We start from the raw sequence: 22778 nt of genomic DNA on the forward strand, positions 1-22778 counted from the left end.
GTAATAAATTCATTTTTGTTAATGATATATCATTTATGAAAAAGAAATTATATATAAAAACTTGGGGATGTAAGATGAATGAATATGATTCATCTAAAATAGTTGATTTATTAGAAATGACACATGGTTATTTATTAACTGATTTTCCTGAAAACGCTGATCTTTTATTACTTAATACATGTTCTATAAGAGAAAAAGCGCAAGAAAAAGTTTTTCATCAATTGGGAAGATGGAAAAAATTAAAAAAAATTAAACCCCAATTAATTATTGGGGTTGGGGGTTGTGTAGCTTCTCAAGAAGGATACTATATACAAAAAAGAGCAAATTATGTAGATATTGTTTTTGGGCCCCAAACTTTTCATCGTTTACCTAATATGATAAATTATGTTCATCAATATCATAAAAAAATTGTTGATGTTAGTTTTCCAAATCTTGAAAAATTTAATTTTCGTTTTAAAAAAAAATTTACAAAACCTGTTTCTCATGTCACTATTATGGAGGGGTGCAATAAATATTGCAGTTTTTGTATTGTTCCATATACTCGGGGTAAAGAAATAAGTCGTTCATATAATGAAATTTTGCGTGAAATTAATCATCTTGCCACACAAGGTGTTCGAGAAATTAATTTATTAGGGCAAAACGTTAATGCTTATAGATATAATATCGGTAATGGAAGTGTACTTCGTTTTTCTGATTTATTACGATCAACAGCTTCTATAAATGGTATTGATCGTATTCGTTTTATTACAAGTCATCCTGTTGAGTTTACAGATGATATTATTGATGTGTATCGTGATACACCAAAATTAGTTGATTTTTTGCATCTTCCTGTTCAAAGTGGTTCTGACAAAATTTTGCGAATTATGAGACGTTTTTATACTATTTCAGAGTATAAATCCATTATTAATAAATTACGAAAAGTTAGACCTAATATCCAAATAAGTTCAGATTTTATTGTAGCTTTTCCTGGAGAAAATGAAAATGATTTTCAAGAAACCTTGGATTTAATCTCAGAAGTAAAATTTGATATGAGTTTTAGTTTTATTTATTCAGCTAGACCAGGAACACCTGCAGCAGATATGAATAATGATATTTCTGAAAAAAATAAAAAAAAACGACTTCATATTTTGCAAAATCGTATTGCGCAGCAATCAATGCAAGTTAGTAGAAGAATGAAAGGAACCATGCAATGTGTTCTTGTAGAAGGTATATCAAAAAAAAATATTGGGGAATTTTTCGGTCGTACTGAAAATAATCGTATAGTTAGATTTATTGGGACAAAATCTATTATTGGAAGATTTGTTAATGTGAAAATTTTGCATGTATATTCTCATTCTTTATATGGAAAAATTATTCATATTGAAAAATGAGTTGTTTGTTTATGAAACAAAATTTTATTTTAAATTTATTCTTAAAATATTATTTTTCATCAGACTTTCTAGTATTGTATAAATACATGTTTATTTTTATGAAAAATAACACAAAATATTTTTGTATTCATTCTATGTTTTAATATAAAAAATTATTTAAGATTAAATTTTTTAATAAGTTAATTTTAATGTTATTAATTGGAATAAATATGTTAATTCTTAATTTACAATTAGTATTAAACAATTTTTATTTTTTACCAAAAAAATCGGATTTTATAAAATGGATAAAAGAAGCATATAGTTTTTTTTTAAGAATATTAAAATAGAAATATGCATTCGTTTAATAGAAAAAACTGAAAGTAAAAAGCTTAATATGTTTTTTCGAAAAAAAAAATATCCTGCAAGTGTTCTTGTTTTTCCATTTGAATATCCTGCGCACATAAAAAATTTAGACTCATTTTTTTTAGGAGATATAATTATATGTCCTGAAATTTTAGAAAACGAAATCCCAGTATTTAATACAACATTAAAAGAACATTGGGTTCATATTGTTATTCATGCTTTTTTACATTTGCTGAAATATGATCATATAGTATACGAAGATTTGCGTGTTATGGAACATATTGAAATAAAAATAATAAAAAAAATCGGTTATTCTAACCCTTATGAGAAGAATTGAATTTTGCATTTACAACATTATTAATTTTTTATTTACATAATTCTATTTTATATTTTTAAATGAAACAATATGTTATATGTTTTGAAATAAATTTTGTGTTTGGTGAATATAGGAATATGTGTATTTTAAATTTTATGTAAAATTATTTTGTTTTGATAAAAATTAAATATTTATGTTGTAAATTTTTGTTGATTTTTAAGTTTTAATTGCAACATAATGATTAGAATTGTATGATTTAATTTTATATAAATATGTATTTACATAAAATATAAAGAGTAATTTTTATGATTTTACTTGAATGTAATATTAATAATTAATTCAATCTATTTTTTATTATAGATTTTTTAAATTTTACAATATATATTTTATTTATTAAGTAAATTAATCAGTATTAAAATTTATATTGTTTATTTTATATATAAATTTAACACTAAGCACTAAATTAATTTGTATTTATTAAAATTTAATAATGAACTGTTGTTTTATGAATATTTTATTTAAAATACAAAATAAACTACAAATAATTTTACGAAATAGTTATTATATAGATAATATTAAATTATATGAAAAAATTATATGAACCAAAAAAAATTGAATCTTTTGTTCAAAATTATTGGAATAAATATAAAATATTTAAAGTACAAGATAATTTAAAAAAAGAAAAATATTATTGTTTATCTATGCTTCCATATCCTTCTGGGAAATTGCATATGGGGCATGTTAGAAATTATATTATAGGGGATGTTATTTCTCGATATCAAAGAATGTTAGGGAAAAATGTTTTGCAACCTATTGGTTGGGATGCGTTTGGATTACCCGCCGAAAAAGCAGCAATAACGCACAATGTAGATCCAAATACATGGACATATTCTAATATTAATTATATGAGAAGTCAATTGAAGAATTTAGGGATAAGTTATGATTGGGATCGAGAAATTACTACGTGTGACCCAATGTATTACAAATGGGAACAGTTGTTTTTTATAAATTTATATGAAAAAGGAATAGTATATAAAAAAAAATCAATAGTAAATTGGTGTCCAAAGGACAAAACAGTTTTGGCTAATGAACAAGTTTTAGATGGACGATGTTGGCGTTGTCATGTAAATGTAACAAAGAAAAGGATTACACAATGGTTTATAAAAATTACTTCTTACGCAAATCAGTTATATGATGATTTAAATAAATTGTGTAATTGGCCAAAAAAAGTAATAAATATGCAACGAAATTGGATTGGCCGTTTTAATGTATTTGAAATTATTTTTAATATATTAAATAGTAAAGAGACGTTAAAAGTATATATGCGTTATCCGTTAATGTTTATGAATGCAACTTTTGTTAAAATTACTATAGATCATCCATTGTTATTACAAAAAACAAATAGTTATATGAAAATAATTAAATTTATTAAACATCAACACATAAGTAGTGAAAATATGCAAAATAATTTATTTAATTTAAAAAAAAACAGTGGAATATTTACAGGAATATATGTTATTCATCCATTTAGTAAAGAAAACTTGCCAATTTGGATTTCTCATTTATCTTCAATATATTGCCAAGAAATTGCATGGATTGGTTCTCCTTATGATGATGAAAATGATTTAAAATTTGCTAAAAAAAATAATATACCAATTAGACCAAATGATTATAATGTTTGTTTACAAAATATGCATGCTGCTTGTGTATCATTTATTGATGAGGATATTGAATATAATTTGAAAAATTTTGATATATTAAATTATCAAAAAAAAAATGATTTTCTTTTTAAAATATTGATGTTTTTGGATATTGGAAAAAAAAAAGTACTTTATAAATTACGAGATTGGTGTGTTTCTAGACAACGTTATTGGGGAGTTCCTATCCCTATGATAACATTAGATAATAATATTGTACTACCAGTTTCAAAAGAAGATTTACCTGTTGTACTCCCTCAATGTGATCGAGTGAATTATAGTAAATTTAATTTAAAAAATTGTAGTGAATGGGTAAAAATTTTGTATAATGGAAAATATGTTACTAGAGAAACAGATACTTTTGATACTTTTATGGAATCATCTTGGTATTTTTATAGGTATACTTGTCCTCATTATGATAAAGGTATTCTTAATCCTATTTCTGTAAATTATTGGCTCCCCGTAGATCAATATATTGGGGGAATTGAACACGCTACTATGCATTTGTTGTATTGCAGATTCTACCATAAATTATTTAGAGATGCAGGTTTAGTAAATTTAGATGAACCAATTATTCGTTTATTATGTCAAGGAATGGTATTATCTGATACTTTTTATTATATATCTGAATCTGGAGAATATATTTGGATATCTCCTTCAGAAATTAAAACTGTAATAAAAAATGATTTTAATCATATCACGGGAGCAATCGATTTAAAAGGAAATAAATTAATTTATGATGGTATTAAAAAAATGTCAAAATCAAAAAATAATGGAATTGATCCAAAAGATATGATTGATAGATATGGAGCAGATACTGTTCGTTTATTTATTATGTTTGCTGCTCCCGTTGATTCCCCTCTTGTGTGGAAAGAATCCGGGGTAAATGGTATGCATCGTTTTTTAAACAGGTTGTGGAAAGTAGTATATAAATATGCTTATTTAAATAATTTTTCTGTTGAAAAATTTTTTGATTATTCTTCTTTAACTAATAGTAGCAAAATTCTATATCGTGAAATGAATGAAACTATTTTGAAAGTTACTGATGATATTGATAGAAGACAATCTTTTAATACTGCAATTTCTGCTATTATTAAATTAGTGAAAAAAGTACAATTGTTTTTTTGCAAAACCTATCAAGATGAACTATTAATAAAAAAAATATTAATAGTTGTTGTAAAGATGTTATATCCATTTGCTCCCCATATATGTTTTTTTTTATGGAAAAATTTAGGGGAAACGGAAAATATTGATTTTTCTTCATGGCCAAAAGAAAATAAAGATATTTTACTGATTAATGATCAATTATTTCTTGTTCAAATTAATGGGAAATTTCGCGCTAAAATTATAGTTCCAAAAAATTCTAATAAATATTTAGTGCAAAATTTTGTATTTCGTAGTAATTTAGCTTTAAAATATTTAAAAAACAAGACAATAAAAAAAATAGTTTTTGTTCCTAATAAATTAATAAATTTTGTTTTAATCTCAAAATAAACTAAAAATTTTTGTGTTTTTCTATTGAAATTTTGAAAATAAAATATGATTATTACTTCCTCAAAAGATTTAAAAATACAATTGCAAAAAAAGTTTTTTTTGTTTTATCTATTGTTTGGAAATGATCCTTTTTTATTATTGGAAAATGAAAAAATAATTTTATATTATGCAAAATTTTTGCAATTTGAAAAATATTTTTTTAATTTTTTATTAACAAAAAATATTGATTGGAATAAAATATATAATTTATGTTTATCCCCAAGTTTATTTTCTAATCGTTTAATATTATCATTAGTTTTACCTGAAAAATGGAAAGATGTTGTAAGTATTTCTGATAATTTATGTAAACTTTTTACATTATTACACAATGATTCATTGTTAATTTTAAAACAAAGTAATCAAATAAACAAAATGCAAAAAAATAGCGTATGGTTTAAAACATTTATTAAACAAGATTCTATTTTGATCAATTGTTCAACCCCTGTATATAAAGATCTATATATATGGATTATTAATCGTGCTAAAGAAATGCAGTTATTATTAGATGATTCTGTTTGTCAATTTTTATGTTATTGTTATGAAGGAAATTTATTAGCGTTAGTACAAACATTAAAAATGTTGGTTTTAATTTTTCCTCAAGAAAAATTAACTTTATGTAAAATAAAAACCGTAGTATATGATGTATCTCATTTTACTGTATATCAATGGATTGAAGCAGTTTTAATAGGAAGAGATGAAAATAAAATTCTTCATATTTTACGGAAACTACAATTAGAGGGTTATGAACCAATTTTACTACTACGCAGTATTCAACGAGAAATTTTATTAATATTAAATATTAAGCTTCAAATATGTGATAATATTTCCATAAAATCTCTTTTTCAAAATTATAAAGTATGGAAAATACGACAAGAATTAATATTGCATGCTTTGGAACGGTTAACAATTTCAGTATTAGAAAAATCAATAAGATTCATGATGAAAATTGAATTTTCTTTTAAAAAAGATTTTTATGATTTTTTTTGGATTGATTTGTGTTCTTTATCATTATTATTATCTAATAAGACTTTTATAGACAATTCGTATAATTGATGTTTTTCTTATTTAATTATTTTTACAAAATATTTAATTTTATTTATTAAAATAATTTATAAATTTTTATTTTTCTATTAAATTTTTAATTTAAAAAAATAATTTTTAATTATATTTACTAAATCAGTTTATTTCTATTTTTGAAAAAGTATTTAAAAAATTATACATTTCTACTTTAAAAATAATAAGAAATGTATTATGGATTTTAGAAAATTTTTTGTAATATTTGTTTAAAATAATGGAAATATTTGAAATATTAAGATGTAAATATAATTCTAAAATTTTATTAAAACTAATTTTTAAAAAGAATTTTCAGTATTTTCTTTAAATAATGTAGAAAAAAATCATTAAAATTATGTTTATATTAGCATTATCTTAATAAGATAATTAATATAATATTAAAAGTAAGTTTTATCTGTATAAAAAAATTATCTAATTCAAATATTATTTTATAAGATTGCTGAGTTTATTTATTTAAATTGTAATTAAATATGTTATTAAAAATATTGATAAGTAAATATACAGTTTAATAAATAATTTGAATGTTTATTTTATTAATATAATTTTATTTAAAATTTTTAATTTTTTGTTTCTTATTAATCTTAATACTATTTTACTAATTAGAAAATTAACATTTTATTGTATTAAATTTTATAAAATAAAATTTTATTTGTATTTCTAATTAATAAATTACAAAATATTAATTATTTAACATTAAATAAAAATGTTTATATAATTTAGTAAAATTTCATTAAAATTTCTTGGAATAGTTTATTTGCAAAAATTATGTATTTATAAAAAAAATAAATTTTATATAATTAAAAATATTTATGTAAAAAATCAATTTTATATTTAATAATTAAATTAAATATTAGAATAATAATATAAAATAAAGAATGTTTTAATGTCTCGATGAAAATGTTTTTATTTAAGAAACGTATATTGTTAGTATCATATGTTATAATATTTTTTATTGGAGTTTTAATTGTAAATTTGTACTATCTACAAATATTTTCTTTTAAAGAATATCAAATTCGTTCTAATAAAAATAGAATTAAATTTATTCCTATTATTCCAAAAAGAGGAATAATTTATGATTGCCACGGAATTCCTTTAGCATTAAATTATACTTCTTATCAATTAGAAATAATGCCTAATAAAATAAAAAATTTAAAAAAAACTATTAATTCTTTACAAAATATTGTACATCTATCTAATAATGATATTATGAAGTTTAAAAATTTATGGAAACGGGAAAAATACCGTTTTCTTTCTTTTCCTATAAAATGCAATTTAACAAATTCGCAATTGGCGTCTTTTTTTGTTAATCAAAATCGTTTTCCTGGTGTATACGTCAAATCTTATCAGTGTCGTTATTATCCCTATGGTTCAATATTAGCTCATGTGTTAGGTTATGTTTCTAAAAATGATGATTGTAACATAAATCAATTTCATGATAAAAACAAAATAAAAAATTATGCAAAAATTAAAAATGTAGGAAAATTAGGTATTGAACGTTTTTATAATCAGGTATTATACGGTGTTCCTGGATATATAATTATTGAAGTTGATAGAATAGGTAATATGGTTCGCAAATTACATGAATGTTCTCCAATATCAGGAAAAAATATTATTTTATCTTTGGATATATTTTTACAAATATATATCACAAAATTATTAAATAATATTCGTTCCGCAGTAGTTGTAGCAGATCCTAGAAATGGAGAAATTCGCGCTCTACTTTCCAGCCCAAGTTACAACCCTAATTTATTTACAAAAAGTATTTCTACTGTAGATTATTTTGCATTATCTAAAAATGAAAATTTTCCTTTTATAAATCGAGTTACACAAGGTTTATACCCGCCTGCTTCTACAGTAAAACCCCAAATTTTAGTATCTGCATTAACGCATGGAATAATTAAAGAAAATTTTTTTATGTATGATCCTGGTTGGTGGAAATTTCCTGGATCAAAAAAATATTATCGAGATTGGAAAAGGTGGGGGCATGGTTTATTTAATCTTACGATAGCAATAGAAGAATCAATTGATACTTTGTTTTATCAATTAGCTTATGATATGGGTATTGATTTACTTTCTGAATATATGAAAAAATTTGGATATGGAAAATTGACTGGAATAGATATTAAAGAAGAATACTCTGGTATTATGCCAAATAAAGAATGGAAATTAAAAAAAATTAAACAACCTTGGTATCCTGGAGATACAATATCTATTGGGATTGGACAAGGATATTGGATTGCTACCCCCATACAAATGCTAAAAGCTTTAATGATATTAATTAATAATGGGAATATTTATACCCCCCATTTATGTGTTTATATTAGTGATCTTAAAAACAAGATGTTGTCTTATCAAAAAAAATATTTTAAAGTGGAAGGTTTGTTTTCTTCTAAATATTGGCATGTTGTTAAAGAAGGAATGTATGCTGCTGCTAATTGTATAAATGGTACAGCTTATAAAAGTTTTTCAAACGCAAAATACAAAGTGGCGGCAAAATCTGGAACAGCACAAGTTTATAGTTTAAGAGATAATGAAATTTATGATATTAATAGGGTGAGTGAAAAATTACGAGATCATAAATTAATGGTTTCTTTTGCTCCTTTTGATACACCGACTATTTGCATAGTGATTGTTTTAGAAAACAGTAATATGAATACAATGATAGGAATAATCACTAGAAAAATTTTTGATTATATTTTATTGAATGATTGTTATATTAAATAAAAAATTAAATTATTGAAATTTCAAAATTTTTATTTAAGAAAAATAGTTATAATTTTATTATGTTTGTTATGATATGTAATCTTAAGAAATATTTTTTTAATATAAAATTATATGTTGATAGAAAATTATTATTTTTGATTTCTATTTTATTAATTTATAGTATTTTTATTATCTGGAGTGCTAGTAATGAAAATATATATATTATAAAATGGAAAATTTTTCAAATTAGTGTTGGTTTTTTTTCGATGATTATTTTCGCAAAAATTCCTCCTAAAATATATGAGTTATTTGCTCCATATTTATATATTTTATGTATTTTATTATTGTTAATAGTGAATTTTTTTGGACATGTTAGTAAAGGTGCGCAACGCTGGTTAGAAATAGGGTATATACATTTTCAACCTTCTGAAATAGCTAAGATTTCTATTCCTTTAATGATAGCTAGATTTATCTATCGAAATAATAAATTTTCTTCTTTTAGTTTTATAAATGTATTTTTTTTATTAATAATTGTAATTTTTCCAATTATTTTAATTATATTGCAACCTGATTTGGGTACAGCTATTTTGATCTTGTTTTCTAGTTTTTTTATACTATTTTTATCTGGTATAAATTGGAGATTGTTTTTTCTTTTATTTATATTATTTGTATTTTTTTCTTTTATTTATTATTTTTTTTTTATGCATGAATATCAAAAGATGCGTATAATAATGTTACTATATCCGGAAATTGATCCTTTTGGATCTGGGTATCATATAATTCAATCAAAAATTGCTATTGGATCTGGGGGTTTTTGGGGAAAGGGTTGGTTAAATGGAACACAATCAAAATTAAAGTTTTTACCAGAATGCCACACTGATTTTATTTTTTCAGTTTTAAGTGAAGAATTTGGATTTATTGGTGTATTATTTTTGTTATTTTTATATATATTAATTATATGGAGAGGATTATATATTTCGATAAATGCAAAAAATATATTTAACAAAATTGTATCTAGTAGTTTAATAATAGTTTTTTTTACTTATATATTTGTTAATATTGGGATGGTTAGTGGAATTTTACCAATTGTTGGTGTTCCATTACCATTAATTAGTTATGGTGGTTCATCTTTGATTACATTGATGATTGGATTTGGTATAATTATGTCAATAAATTTTTATGAAAATAATTCAAAATGAATATTTTTACTTTTGTAATGTAAAATAAATTTATTATTCTATTGTATTTATAATAAATAAAAATTTGGTTATGTAATTTATTTTGTAATACGAAATATTTATAGATTCTATTTTAAATTTTTCCAACTTATTTGATTAATTTGGTATATAATTGTATAAAATTTTTTAGAAATATTATTTTATAAAATAAAAGTAATTTTGCAATTTACATAGTTATTTTAATCGATAGTAATTACTATTATTCATGATATTTTTAAAATAAAAAAATGAATTAGAAAATTTTTTTGAATAAGTGTTCTATTCATATTTGAATTATTTTTAATTGATTTTAGATATAATTTCTAAATTCGTATTAAGATTTTATAGTTACTATATAAATTTTTCATTATATAATAGATATTATTTTTATATGTTAAATTTTATAATTGTTCGATATTTAGGTTTACAACCATATGAAAAAATTTTGAATGCGATGAATTTTTTTGTTGATCATCGTACTTCTTCTGATTTTGATGAAATTTGGTTAGTGCAACATCCGCATGTTTTTACTCAAGGAAAAAATCAAAAATTTAATTTTCCAAAAGTATTTAACACTATTCCTATAGTGCAAAGCAATCGGGGAGGGGGTATTACATATCATGGACCAGGACAACAAATTATATATATTTTATTAAATTTACGAAATCAAATATTTAAAATATCTAATTTAATTGTTTTGTTAGAAAATATAATCATTACAACGTTATCCTATTTTTCTATTAGTTCTTATTCTATAATTAATTCTCCAGGAGTATATGTTAATAAAAAAAAAATTTGTTCTTTAGGATTACGAATTAGTAATAAATATTTATCACATGGTTTATCTTTGAATGTTAATATGGATTTAACACCTTTTTCTTATATTGATCCTTGTGGTTACTCCGGGTTGCGCATGACGCAAATGAGTAATCATTCTGTTGTAACAGAAGAAAAAGAAGTAATTCCAATATTATTAGAAAATCTATCTCGTTTTTTACATGTTAAATGTAGTGATATAAAATCGTGGAAAGAAAAAAAATATAAAATTTAAACTTGTATTATTTTATAAATAAATATCATATTTAATAAATAAATTTTTTGTAAATTATATTTATATTAATAGAACATTATATGTTAAATAATATTCATCATATAAATAAAAATTTTAAATATAATGTATGATTTATTTCTAATGTATATTTTATATTAAAATTAATTATGCTAAAAAAACCTTTTTGGATAAAAATTAAAATACCATCAAACACTTCTCGTATACAAAACATCAAAAAAATTATACAAAAAAATAATTTAAATTCAGTATGTGAAGAAGCTTCTTGTCCAAATTTACCAGAATGTTTTAATGCAGGATCTGTAGCATTTATGATACTGGGGAAAATTTGTACGAGGCGTTGTCCATTTTGCAATGTACAAAATGGACGACCCAGTAATCTTCCAGATGCTAATGAGCCGAAACGTTTAGCAAGAACGATTTTAAAAATGAAATTAAAATATGTGGTTTTGACATCAGTAAATAGAGATGATCTTCGTGATGGTGGGGCAAAACAATTTGTTGATTGTATTAAACAAATTCGTTTAAAAAATCCTTTAATTCGTATTGAAATTTTAGTTCCTGATTTTCGAAAAAAATTAGAAAGAGCTTTAAATATTATTAATACAACTCCTCCTGATGTATTTAATCATAATATAGAAACTGTTCCACGACTTTATAAAAAAGTTCGTCCTTATGCTAGTTATGAACATTCGCTAGAATTACTTAAAAATTTTAAAAAACATAATTTAAATGTGTGTACAAAATCTGGTTTAATGGTAGGATTAGGAGAAACAGATCAAGAAATAATAACAGTTATGCAAGATTTATATAAATGTAATGTTGATATATTGACAATTGGCCAATATTTACAACCTACTTTCAAACATTTACCTGTTAAACGTTATGTTACTGTAAAAAAATTTCATATTTTAAAAAAAACAGCTTTATCTATAGGATTTACATACGTAGCATGTGGCCCGTTTATAAGATCTTCTTATTATGCTAATTTACAAGATGAAAAAATTGATATTTAAACAAAATATTATATAAAATTTATAATATATTTAGTGTTATCACGTTAATATTAATTAACATGATATTTTTTGTTTAATAACGTATTAATATTGTTTATTTTTTATTTTTAAAAATGAATTATCAATTTTAATATTATATTTATTTTTATAAAAATATACTTTACATATTTTATTATTAACATTTTATTTTGGAAAATTATGCATAATCTTTTAAAGAAAAAGGTAATAGTAGGTATGTCTGGTGGTGTAGATTCTTCTGTTTCTGCATTTTTATTAAAAAAACAAGGGTATTTAGTAGAAGGATTATTTATGAAAAATTGGGAAGAAGAAGATCACGCAGAATATTGTATGGCAAAAAAAGATTTAACAGATGCTCAAGAAACATGTAAAAAATTAGGAATTGTATTACATACAGCAAATTTTTCTTCTGAATATTGGGATAATGTTTTTTTACATTTTTTACGAGAATATAAATTTGGTCGAACACCTAATCCAGATGTATTATGTAATAAAGAAATAAAATTTAAAGTTTTTTTAGAATTTTCTATTAAAAATCTTGGAGCAGATTATATTGCAACTGGACATTATGTACGTAGTCTTAAGATGAAAAATAAATATTGGTTATTACGTGGTTTAGATTGTAATAAAGATCAAAGTTATTTTTTATATAATCTTAATAATATTCATCTTTCAATCTGCATATTTCCATTAGGAAATTTAATTAAAAAAAAAGTGCGGCATATTGCTTCTCAGCTAAATTTGTCAATTGCTGATAAAAAAGATTCAACTGGAATTTGTTTTATTGGAAAAAGAAAATTTCGATGTTTTCTCAGTCGTTATCTTCCAAAAAAACCAGGATTGATTATTTCTTTTATTACTGGAGAAAAAATTGGATACCATCAAGGTGTAATGTATTACACAATAGGACAAAGAAAAGGATTGGGAATTGGTGGGATACATAATAATAAATCTGCTCCTTGGTATGTAGTAGATAAAGATTTAATAAATAATTATTTATTTGTGGTTCAAGGAATAAATAGTCCTTATTTGAAATCTATTAGTATGGTAGTTAATGAATTAAATTGGATAAATTTGGATATATCATGTAAATCATTACAATGTACAGTAAAAGTTCGTTATAGACACGTTGATGTTCCTTGTTTAATAAAATTTTTGCCAAATAATCATATACAAGTTTTTTTTAATAAGCCAGTTTCTTTTATTTCCCCAGGGCAATCAGCTGTTTTTTATATGTATGAACGATGTCTAGGAGGTGGTATTATTAAATCTCGAAAATTATTATGTTAAGTTTTAATTTACATGAATTTTAAAATTAAATTTTAATTTTAATATAAATAATATTAGTCTAATTTGAGTATATTTAATTTGAAATATTATAATATATTTTAATCAAAATGTTATAAAATATTAAGAAATATATAAAATTATGTTTATTTGAGTTAATGAATAAGTAGCTATATATCAAATAAATTGTAAGAATGAATATAAATTTTTTTATTTTGTTTTATTTCAAATATATAAGTTTATAACTAAAATAAAATGAAATTTTATTTGAGAAATAGATTATGTAAATAATACATTCAAAATGTTAGTATAATGAATTTTATTTAAATAAAGTGAAAAATTTCATTCTTCATAACAATAAAATAATAAAATATTTCTTAGAATTTTCGTAATTTAATAAAATTAAAGAATTTATTTTATATATTTAAAATATTAATGGTTATCTTATTTTTAATATAAAAAAATAAATTGTTTTAAAATGTAAAAAGTTTTTTATCAAGAAATTTTTAATATTATTACAATTCCCATGATTATATTGTATTTACAATTAATCAATAATTTTTTTGTTTTTAAAAATAAATGGAAAATGTTGTGGTCATATAATTAAACAACATTTACAGTTTTAAAAATATAAATTTAAGAAAATTAACTGATTTTTTTGGATATTATATATAAATTTGATTATTTTATTCAAAATTTATTGATATAAGTTAAATGGAAAATTTCTTATCATTAAGAGTTCATTAAAATTTTAATAATCTTAAATGAATTTAAACTTTTATATCTTTTATTTATTTGATTATGTATCATATTTTAATATGATTTTGATAATTTAATTAAGATTTCAAATTATATTTTTTTAATTTTAAAAATAATATAATTTTTAATAAAAGGGTTTTTTAAAAGAAGTATAATTAATTTTATATAAAAATTTTTATAAATTTTGTATAAATAATTTTAATTGCATTTAAATTGATTTAGAGAAAAAAAATAGATTTTTTATGTTTTATTATTTAAATTCCATATTTCAATTTTATTTGTATTATCAAAATATTTATATATTAAAAAAAATTTGTTTATATTTATACAGTGCTTATTAAATTTTAATAATTAAACTATATTATAAAATAATTTTTGAATTGTATAATTTATCAAATTCCATATTTATGGAAATTTAAATTTTATTTTGATAATTAATATTATTATTTATATTTTAGATATTTGAAAAATTTTATAAAATTTATATAATTTAATATGGATATTAATTAGATAGTTTTATATATTATGAAACAGAACATAAAAAATAAATATACTAATACAAATTTAAATTTAAAAAATGTTTCGTTGTATGAATTATATATTGGGCAACCCATAGTACATGTTAAATATGGGGTTGGAAGATACGATGGAATGAAAACATTAGAAATTAATGGAATAAAAATGGAGTATTTAATTATTCGTTATTTCAACAATGACAAATTATATGTACCAATATCTTCATTGTATTTAATAGACCGGTATATTGGATCTACAAAAGAACAAATTCCGTTACATAAATTGGGAAATAACATTTGGATACGTTTAAAAAAAAAAGTTTTGAAAAGAATTCAAGATATTTCTATTAAATTATTAAATTTTTACGCAAAACGTATAGCAAAAAAAGGTTATTCTTTTCAATATAATAAAAAAGAATATAAATCTTTTTGTGAAAAATTTCCTTACGAAGAAACTCCAGATCAAAAAAACGCTATGGATATTGTGTTATATGATATGTTACAACCATTTTCTATGGATCGTTTGATTTGTGGGGATGTGGGTTTTGGAAAAACAGAGATTGCTATGCGTGCAGCTTTTATTGCTATACAAAATAATAAACAAGTTGCTGTATTAGTTCCAACAACTTTATTAGCACAACAACATTTTTATAATTTTAAAAATAGATTTTCTAATTGGCCAATATGTGTAGAAATGATTTCTAGATTTTGTAACAAAAAAGAACAAAATAGGATTTTAAAAAATACTCATATAGGTGAAATAGATATTTTAATTGGAACACATAAATTATTACAACGTGATGTTAAATGGAAAAGATTGGGATTATTAATTATTGATGAAGAACAAAGGTTTGGTGTTCGACATAAAGAACAAATAAGGTCTATTCGCGAAAATATAGATATGTTAACTTTAACTGCTACACCTATTCCCAGAACATTAAATATGGCAATTCATGGTATACGCGATTTATCTATTATTTCTACTCCTCCCGCTAAAAGAAAATCAATAAAAACTTTTGTATGTGAATATGATAAAAATATAATTTGTGAAGCCATATCTAGAGAAATTTTTCGAAACGGGCAAGTTTATTATCTTTGTAATGATATAAATTTTATTGAAAAAACAGCTTTTTCTTTAAAGAAAATGTTGCCAAATATTTCTGTTTCTATTGCTCATGGAAAAATGAAAGAACGCGATTTAAAACAAGTTATGGATGATTTTTATCATAAGTTATTTAATGTATTAGTATGTACAACAATTATCGAAACTGGAATAGATATTGCTAATGTTAATACCATTATTATTGAACGAGCTGATCGATTTGGATTAGGACAGTTGTATCAACTACGAGGCCGTGTAGGACGATCATGTAATCAAGCTTATTCTTATTTGCTAATACCATCTTTAAAAGAACTTAGTAAAAATGCTTCTAAGAGATTGGAAGCTATTGTTTCTTTAGAGACTTTAGGATCTGGATTTTCATTGGCAACACATGATTTAGAAATTAGGGGTCCAGGTGCTTTGTTTGGAGAAGACCAAAGCGGAGATATACAAAATATTGGTTTTTCTTTATATATGAATCTTTTAAGAGATACAATTGATACATTGAAAAATGGAAAAAAATTATCTTTAAATGATATTTTAAATCAACAAGATATTGAAATAGAACTAGGTGTTCCAGCATTCTTTCCAGAAGATTATATATCAAATGTAAATATACGTTTATCATTATATAAAAAAATTTCTGATATTAAAAAATGCAGTCAAATAGAAAAATTAAAAAAAATGATTATTAATTGTTTTGGGCCTCTTCCAAAATCAGCGGAATATCTTTTTTCTTTAGTTTATATTAGAGAAAAAGCAAAATTTTTAAAAATTAAAAAAATAAAAAGCACAAACAGAGATGGATTAATTGAATTTTATTCAATTGGTCATATTAATTTTCTTTATTTAATCAAATTAATAAAAAAATATTTTAATAGATATTATATATCAAATACATCAATGGAATTAAAATTTATTCATAATTACATAAAATTTGATGAGAGATTACATTTTATAAATATTTTATTAGATAAAGTTAAAAAAAATATATCTTTTATTAATTAATATTAAATTATAAATTTTATTTAAAAATTGTTTAAAGTAATTTAATAGATATAATATCTTGATGTGAATACAATTTTGTTTATTTAATTCTTTTAATTCTACTTCAATATTGAAATTTTAATTTCATTAATTTAAATTTTTCATATACAAATTATTATATTTAATTAATTTTTATATTAAATACGAATATGCTGTTTATATATATTAAAATTTAATACGATTAAATATAAAACAAATTTTTATAAATTTCATGAAATATGAAACTATGTAAAGTTATAACATTTTAATTTAAAAATATATTTTATGTAATTATTTACGGTAAACAATTTAATTGTTTTCCTCCTAATAAATGCATATGTAAATAATAAATTTCTTGTGTTCCATGTTTATTACAATTCACAATTAGCCTATATCCTTTTTTGGCAATTTTCTTTTTGGTAGCAATTTTTGCTGCAACAGTAAAAAACCGACCAAGCGTAATTTCATGCTCTTTTTTTACATCATTTACAGTGGGTATAAAGATATTAGGAACAATTATAATATGAATTGGTGCTTTTGGATTAATATCTGAAAATGCTGTTACTAATTTATCTTGATAAATAATATCAGAGTGTATTTTTTTTTGTATAATGTTTTTAAAAATATTTTGTGTTTTCATTATTTTTCCATAAAGAAAGATCTTATCTTTATAAGTTAAAGTTTAATTGTTGTAAATTTTATTTAAGTAAAATTTTAAAATATATTTGTTATATTAAAACAGTTTTATAAATTAATAAATTAACTAAATAAGATTTTTTCAATTTTTGAAATAATTTAAAATTTATTTTTTATATAAAATTTATTTTTTACATTATAAAATTTTATGATTATAAAAAATGAAAATATTTTATAAATAAGTTATTTAAATGTATAAATATCATATTAAATTTTGTTTTTAAAAATTTAAAAAAATTTCCTATATAAATAAAATTTATATGATTTTAAATAAATAACAAATATATAATCATTTATGGTTATGTAATTACATTTACATAATATTTAATATTCATATACAAACATATATGTTTAATATTAAATTGTTTTTATGAGTATCAATATATCAAATATGTAATTATGAATAATTTGGATTTTGATTTATAATTTTCAAGTAAATATTTAAATTTAATTAATAAATAAATATTGATTAATTTATTCTTGATATATATAATGTGAATTGGGTTTTTTGTTTTTTATATTATTTAATAATAAATCTTTCAATTATTTGAAAGAAGTTATTTAAATTATTATTAAAATAATTCGGAGAAGTAGAGATTCGAACTCTAGAACGTTTTACGTTTCCGGTTTTCAAGACCGGCGCCTTAAACCACTCGGCCACTTCTCCATAATTAGAAATTATAGATAATGTATTATTTTTTGTAAAGAATATTTGAGATATTAAAATCAGAATTTATATTCCAAATTATAAAATAATTCAAAAAATTTTGTATATATCAAATTTTATTTATAAAATATATAATATTTGTATAGTGTATATAAATTTATTAATATTTGCATTGGGGGAATTAATATGAATCGTTTTATTGTAACGTCTTCGAGCGGGCAGTCTTTATTAAATACTCATAAAGTTTTACGAAATACTTATTTTTTATTATCTTTAACATTAGCTTTTTCTGCTTTAATTGCTACTATAAGTGTTTTATATCAGCTTCCATCTCCAGGAATAATTGTAATGTTATCTGGGTTTTATGGGTTACTATTTTTAGTACATAAATTAGCTAATAGCTCAGCTGGGATTGTAGCAACATTTGCTTTAACTGGCTTTATGGGATATACTTTGGGGCCTTTGCTTAATATGTTATTATCAATAGGATCGGGTAATGTAATTACATTGGCATTGGGAGGAACAGCATCTGTATTTTTATCTTGCTCTATATATGTTTTAACGACTAAAAAAGATATGTCTTTCTTATCTGGAATGATGATGGCTGGATTCATCGTTATTTTAGGAGCAATTATTTCTAATATTTTTTTACAAATTTCAGCATTATCGCTCACTATTAGTGTAATGTTTATTCTGTTTTCTTCTGCTGCTATTTTATGGGAAACAAGTAATATTATTTATGGAGGGGAAAATAATTATATCCGTGCTACTGTCAGTTTATATGTTTCGTTATATAATATTTTTGTTAGTTTTATAAGTATATTTCGTAAACAAACATGATAAATTTTTTTGTTACTTGATTAAATTCATTGTTAATTAAATAAAAATTAATTTTTTAAAAAAGAATAGTAGTTGTAAAAATAAATGTGCTAAAATTTTTTCGTGTAATAATATTGACACGTTATCTTATTTTTTTATTTTGTAGTATTTTTGTGTATTTTTGTTTTTATTTTTATTAGTGTGTTGTTAACAACAATATCATGTGTTTTATATAGTGGTTTATAAATCTAAAATTTATTTAATTGAAAACGTTAAAAGAAATTTTAAAATAATGGGTTCTGTGCATAAAATTTTTATGAAATCAATAAAAAATGTTTCTGTTGATTCTGATGGATATTTGAATAATATTTTTGATTGGAATAAAAATATAGCTATAGAAATCGCTAATTGCGAAGGAATAACTCTGAGTGAAGAACATTGGAAAATAATTAATTTTTTTCGTTCTTTTTATTTTCATTTTAATACTTTACCTAGTTTTCGTATATTAGTAAATAAAATGCTAAAAGAGTTTGAAAATAAAAAATGTAATAGTTGTTATTTATTTTATTTATTCCCTGGTGGACCAATGAAGCAAGCGGTAAAAATTTCAGGATTACCTAAACAAGAAAGATGTTTGTAAAAGTATATTTATAAAATAAAAAATTTTGTGCTGATTTAATCTAAATAAGAATTAAGTTTGATAAGTTGAATTTTTGAATAAATTTACAAAGTTTAAATGAATAAATTTATAAATTTTTACATTTTAAATTTTCTGATATGAATTAGGTTTTTTGGGGGTCTTATGATTACAAGTAAATTTTGCATAGGACAACAAGTAAGGCATAAACTTTTAGGATATTTAGGTGTAATTATTGATGTTGATCCTGAATATTCTTTAGAAAAACCAACATTAGATGAAATTGCAATCGATGATAGCTTGCGAAAAGCACCTTGGTATCATGTTGTTATGGAAGATGATGAAGGAAAACCAGTGCATACTTACCTTGCAGAAGTGCAAATAGGGTATGAATTATTTCTAAACCATCCAGAACAACCAACATTAGATGAATTAGCAAAGTCTATTCGCCTTCAACTTCAAGCTCCTAAATTGAGAAATTAAATTTAATTATTAAATATATTTTCCAAAATATTAATAAACTATAAATATATGAATGTTTAATTACATTATAAAATATAACTTTATAATAAAGTTAAAACATATAAAAATTAATTTATCTATTAAAGTTATCAATTTATAGTGAATTTACATAATAAAAATATATTGTTTTTGAATTTTTCCTAATATATATAAAAATATATAAAGAATTAGAAATTTGCATAAATAGTGTATGTAAAATTTTAATAATATTAATTCTAAATGTTTATTTTAAAATGTTAGAAGTTTTTATTTTAAAAGATAAAATCTTGGTTTAATTTATTAAATTTAAAAATTTAATAAAATTTTATTTATAAAAATTTATGAAAATATTTTTGTAAATTTATTTTAAATATAAAAAATAAATTTTGAATAGGGAACAAATAAATATTTAGTTGAAGTTTTGTTTTTAAAATTTTGTATTTTAAATACATATTATTTAATTTTGTAAAATTTTTTATTTGATAAAATTCTGTGATAAATAGTTTTTTACAGAAAATTTTTCACCTTTTTTAATACGAAATATTGTGTATTTTGAAATTTTTATACAATTATCTGGATCAACAATAGCATGAATTTTATTTCGATATCGTCTTTCTGTGTTATTTGTAATTTTTTTTTCTTCACTTAGCAAATAAGATATGATAGAGATAGGAGCTATTATATAGCTAACGTGTGTATTTTTTTCTAGAATTTTTTTATTTATATTTTTTAATATAGACAAAGAAAGTGATGTATTTTTTTGAATAGTTCCACTACCTTTACAGGTAGGACAAACATTTCGCTTGAATTCAACTATAGAAGAGTTAATTCTTTGCCTAGATAATTCTAATAGTCCAAAATGAGATATTTTTCCTATTTGAATACGCGCTCGATCTTGTTTTGTTGCTTCGCGAAGACAATTTTCTATTTCACGATGATGTTGAATTGGGGACATGTCTATAAAATCAATGACCACTAAACCACTTAAATCTCGCAATCGAAGTTGTCTAGCAATTTCATACGTAGCCTCTAAATTTGTGTTGAAAGCAGTTTCTTCAATATCATTCCCTTTCGTAGATTTTGCGGAATTAATATCAATAGCTGTCAATGCTTCCGTAGTATCTATAGTAATAGAACTTCCAGAAGGAAGACTAATTTCTCGTTGAAATACAGATTCAATCTGTGATTCAATTTGAAAATAGCTAAATAAAGGAATTTCACTATTATAAAATTTAATTTTATTAATATAATCTTTACGTCCCAGTAAAGTAATATATTTTTTTGCTAAAGTTAATATTTGAGTATTATCGATTAATATTTCAGAAATATCGGGTCTCAAATAATCTCGAAAAGCACGAATAATTATATTACTTTCTTGATGAATTAAAAAAGGAGCTTCGCAATTCATTGAAATTTCCTTAATTATTTCCCAATTTTTTAATTGAAAAGATAAATCTCTTTGCAATACTTCTATCTTTTTTTTTAATCCAGCAGTACGAATTATTGCACTCATTCCAATAGGAAGATTTAATAAAGATAACATTTCTTTTAATTCAACACGATCTTTTCCAATAATACGTCTAGAAATACCTCCAGAATTCGCGCTGTTAGGAAATAATACTAGATAACTACCTGCTAAGCTTATAAAAGTAGTTAATGCAGCACCTTTATTTCTTTTTTCTTCTTTATTTATTTGTACAATTATTTCTTGCCCTTCTCGTAATATATCTCTGATATTAAATTTATTTCGATGTAAAAAATATTCAATTGGTAAATATTCTGGTGAAATTTCTTTAAAAGGTAAAAAACCATTTTTTTCAACCCCATAATTTACAAAAACTGCTTCTAAACTAGGTTCTATGCGAGTAATTTTTCCTTTGTATATATTAGATTTTTTTTGTTCATATCCAGGAATTTTTATATTCAAATCATATAATTTTTTTCCATCTATCAAAGCTATTCGTAATTCTTCTTGTGAATTTGCATTAATCAACATTCTTTTCATTGTAATTTATTTATTCCATTCAATATTATAATTAAATCAATTTTTTTAATTATATTTTTGTTTAACAACTAAAATCTGTTTAATTTTATTTATGTTAAATTTTTACGAATCAATTTTTATTGATTCCTAAAAATTTATAATTATATAAATCTAGTGTATTTTTAAAGTTTTACATAAATTCAACATTAATTGTTATAGATATAATTTATAAGGTTCATTCAATATTTTAATAATATTAATTCAAAATTATCTTCAAATATGTTTGAAATTTTATTTAATACATTGTATAAATATGTTTTGTATATTAATAACAACTACTATTATTATATCATTATAATCTTCTATATTTAAAGACAAATTTTAATTAGAAAATTTTTTTTAATTTTAAAAATTAATTATTTATTTTAAA

The 22778-nt window shown here is 21.7% G+C and carries 12 protein-coding genes, 1 tRNA gene and 3 pseudogenes; 13 read left to right on the forward strand and 3 right to left on the reverse strand.

All coding sequences use genetic code 11. From position 1 onward, the window contains the following. Positions 1–35 precede the first annotated feature (35 nt). The 10 genes and pseudogenes from miaB to mfd all read left to right on the forward strand — a co-directional run. Positions 36–1364: pseudogene (gene miaB / locus WEOB_RS01045) on the forward strand (tRNA (N6-isopentenyl adenosine(37)-C2)-methylthiotransferase MiaB); the annotation flags it as partial. A 334-nt stretch (positions 1365–1698) separates the two neighbouring features. Continuing rightward, on the forward strand, positions 1699–2049 hold the full coding sequence (gene ybeY, locus WEOB_RS01050) for an rRNA maturation RNase YbeY (protein ID WP_281264069.1): 351 nt from the start codon (positions 1699–1701) through the stop codon (positions 2047–2049). Positions 2050–2612: 563 nt separating this feature from the next. Further along, a complete protein-coding gene (gene leuS / locus WEOB_RS01055; RefSeq protein WP_281264052.1) occupies positions 2613–5219 on the forward strand; it encodes a leucine--tRNA ligase in 2607 nt (868 codons plus the stop codon). A gap of 45 nt (positions 5220–5264) precedes the next feature. Next, on the forward strand, positions 5265–6311 hold the full coding sequence (holA, locus tag WEOB_RS01060; RefSeq protein ID WP_281264053.1) for a DNA polymerase III subunit delta: 1047 nt from the start codon (positions 5265–5267) through the stop codon (positions 6309–6311). Between the two features lie 912 nt (positions 6312–7223). Continuing rightward, positions 7224–9056 (forward strand): penicillin-binding protein 2, encoded by a 1833-nt coding sequence (gene mrdA, locus WEOB_RS01065; protein ID WP_281264054.1) that lies wholly within the window; start codon positions 7224–7226, stop codon positions 9054–9056. Between the two features lie 68 nt (positions 9057–9124). Beyond that, positions 9125–10234, forward strand: coding sequence for a rod shape-determining protein RodA (gene rodA, locus WEOB_RS01070; RefSeq protein WP_281264070.1), 1110 nt, complete (start codon positions 9125–9127; stop codon positions 10232–10234). 409 nt (positions 10235–10643) lie between these two features. After that, entirely contained in the window at positions 10644–11303 is a 660-nt protein-coding gene (gene lipB, locus WEOB_RS01075) for a lipoyl(octanoyl) transferase LipB (protein ID WP_281264055.1), read from the forward strand. A gap of 167 nt (positions 11304–11470) precedes the next feature. After that, positions 11471–12337: pseudogene (gene lipA, locus WEOB_RS01080) on the forward strand (lipoyl synthase); the annotation flags it as partial. 198 nt (positions 12338–12535) lie between these two features. Further along, positions 12536–13645: a tRNA 2-thiouridine(34) synthase MnmA gene (gene mnmA / locus WEOB_RS01085; protein WP_281263721.1), complete on the forward strand. Its 1110-nt coding sequence runs from the start codon at positions 12536–12538 to the stop codon at positions 13643–13645. Between the two features lie 1281 nt (positions 13646–14926). Further along, positions 14927–17026, forward strand: coding sequence for a transcription-repair coupling factor (gene mfd / locus WEOB_RS01090; RefSeq protein ID WP_281263722.1), 2100 nt, complete (start codon positions 14927–14929; stop codon positions 17024–17026). A gap of 313 nt (positions 17027–17339) precedes the next feature. Here the strand turns inward: mfd and WEOB_RS01095 are convergent, their stop codons facing one another. Both WEOB_RS01095 and WEOB_RS01100 read right to left on the reverse strand, forming a co-directional pair. Next, positions 17340–17684 (reverse strand): HIT domain-containing protein, encoded by a 345-nt coding sequence (locus tag WEOB_RS01095; protein WP_281263723.1) that lies wholly within the window; start codon positions 17682–17684, stop codon positions 17340–17342. A 639-nt stretch (positions 17685–18323) separates the two neighbouring features. After that, positions 18324–18407 (reverse strand) — tRNA-Ser (locus WEOB_RS01100). 186 nt (positions 18408–18593) lie between these two features. Between WEOB_RS01100 and WEOB_RS01105 the strand changes: the two genes are divergently transcribed. The 3 genes from WEOB_RS01105 to hspQ all read left to right on the forward strand — a co-directional run bounded on the left by WEOB_RS01105 (position 18594) and on the right by hspQ (position 20346). Beyond that, a complete protein-coding gene (locus WEOB_RS01105; protein ID WP_281263724.1) occupies positions 18594–19247 on the forward strand; it encodes a Bax inhibitor-1 family protein in 654 nt (217 codons plus the stop codon). A gap of 280 nt (positions 19248–19527) precedes the next feature. Continuing rightward, a complete protein-coding gene (locus tag WEOB_RS01110) occupies positions 19528–19866 on the forward strand; it encodes a TusE/DsrC/DsvC family sulfur relay protein (protein ID WP_420885184.1) in 339 nt (112 codons plus the stop codon). A 162-nt stretch (positions 19867–20028) separates the two neighbouring features. Next, positions 20029–20346, forward strand: a complete 318-nt coding sequence (gene hspQ / locus WEOB_RS01115; protein WP_281263725.1) for a heat shock protein HspQ — start codon at positions 20029–20031, stop codon at positions 20344–20346. Positions 20347–20860: 514 nt separating this feature from the next. Here hspQ and WEOB_RS01120 read toward each other — a convergent pair. Further along, positions 20861–22369 (reverse strand): annotated as a pseudogene (locus WEOB_RS01120) (Rne/Rng family ribonuclease); the annotation flags it as partial. Positions 22370–22778 lie beyond the last annotated feature (409 nt).

It is taken from the genome of Candidatus Westeberhardia cardiocondylae, from assembly GCA_001242845.1.
Taxonomy (GTDB): Bacteria; Pseudomonadota; Gammaproteobacteria; order Enterobacterales; family Enterobacteriaceae; genus Westeberhardia; species Westeberhardia cardiocondylae.

Excerpts from the sequence above, each read along its gene's own strand:
- WEOB_RS01095 (WP_281263723.1), bottom strand. The coding sequence starts at position 17,684 with ATGAAAACACAAAATATTTTTAAAAACATTATACAAAAAAAAATACAC.
- WEOB_RS01105 (WP_281263724.1), top strand. The coding sequence starts at position 18,594 with ATGAATCGTTTTATTGTAACGTCTTCGAGCGGGCAGTCTTTATTAAAT.
- leuS (WP_281264052.1), top strand. The coding sequence starts at position 2,613 with ATGAAAAAATTATATGAACCAAAAAAAATTGAATCTTTTGTTCAAAAT.
- rodA (WP_281264070.1), top strand. The coding sequence starts at position 9,125 with ATGATATGTAATCTTAAGAAATATTTTTTTAATATAAAATTATATGTT.
- hspQ (WP_281263725.1), top strand. The coding sequence starts at position 20,029 with ATGATTACAAGTAAATTTTGCATAGGACAACAAGTAAGGCATAAACTT.
- mnmA (WP_281263721.1), top strand. The coding sequence starts at position 12,536 with ATGCATAATCTTTTAAAGAAAAAGGTAATAGTAGGTATGTCTGGTGGT.
- holA (WP_281264053.1), top strand. The coding sequence starts at position 5,265 with ATGATTATTACTTCCTCAAAAGATTTAAAAATACAATTGCAAAAAAAG.
- mfd (WP_281263722.1), top strand. The coding sequence starts at position 14,927 with ATGAAACAGAACATAAAAAATAAATATACTAATACAAATTTAAATTTA.
- mrdA (WP_281264054.1), top strand. The coding sequence starts at position 7,224 with ATGAAAATGTTTTTATTTAAGAAACGTATATTGTTAGTATCATATGTT.
- lipB (WP_281264055.1), top strand. The coding sequence starts at position 10,644 with ATGTTAAATTTTATAATTGTTCGATATTTAGGTTTACAACCATATGAA.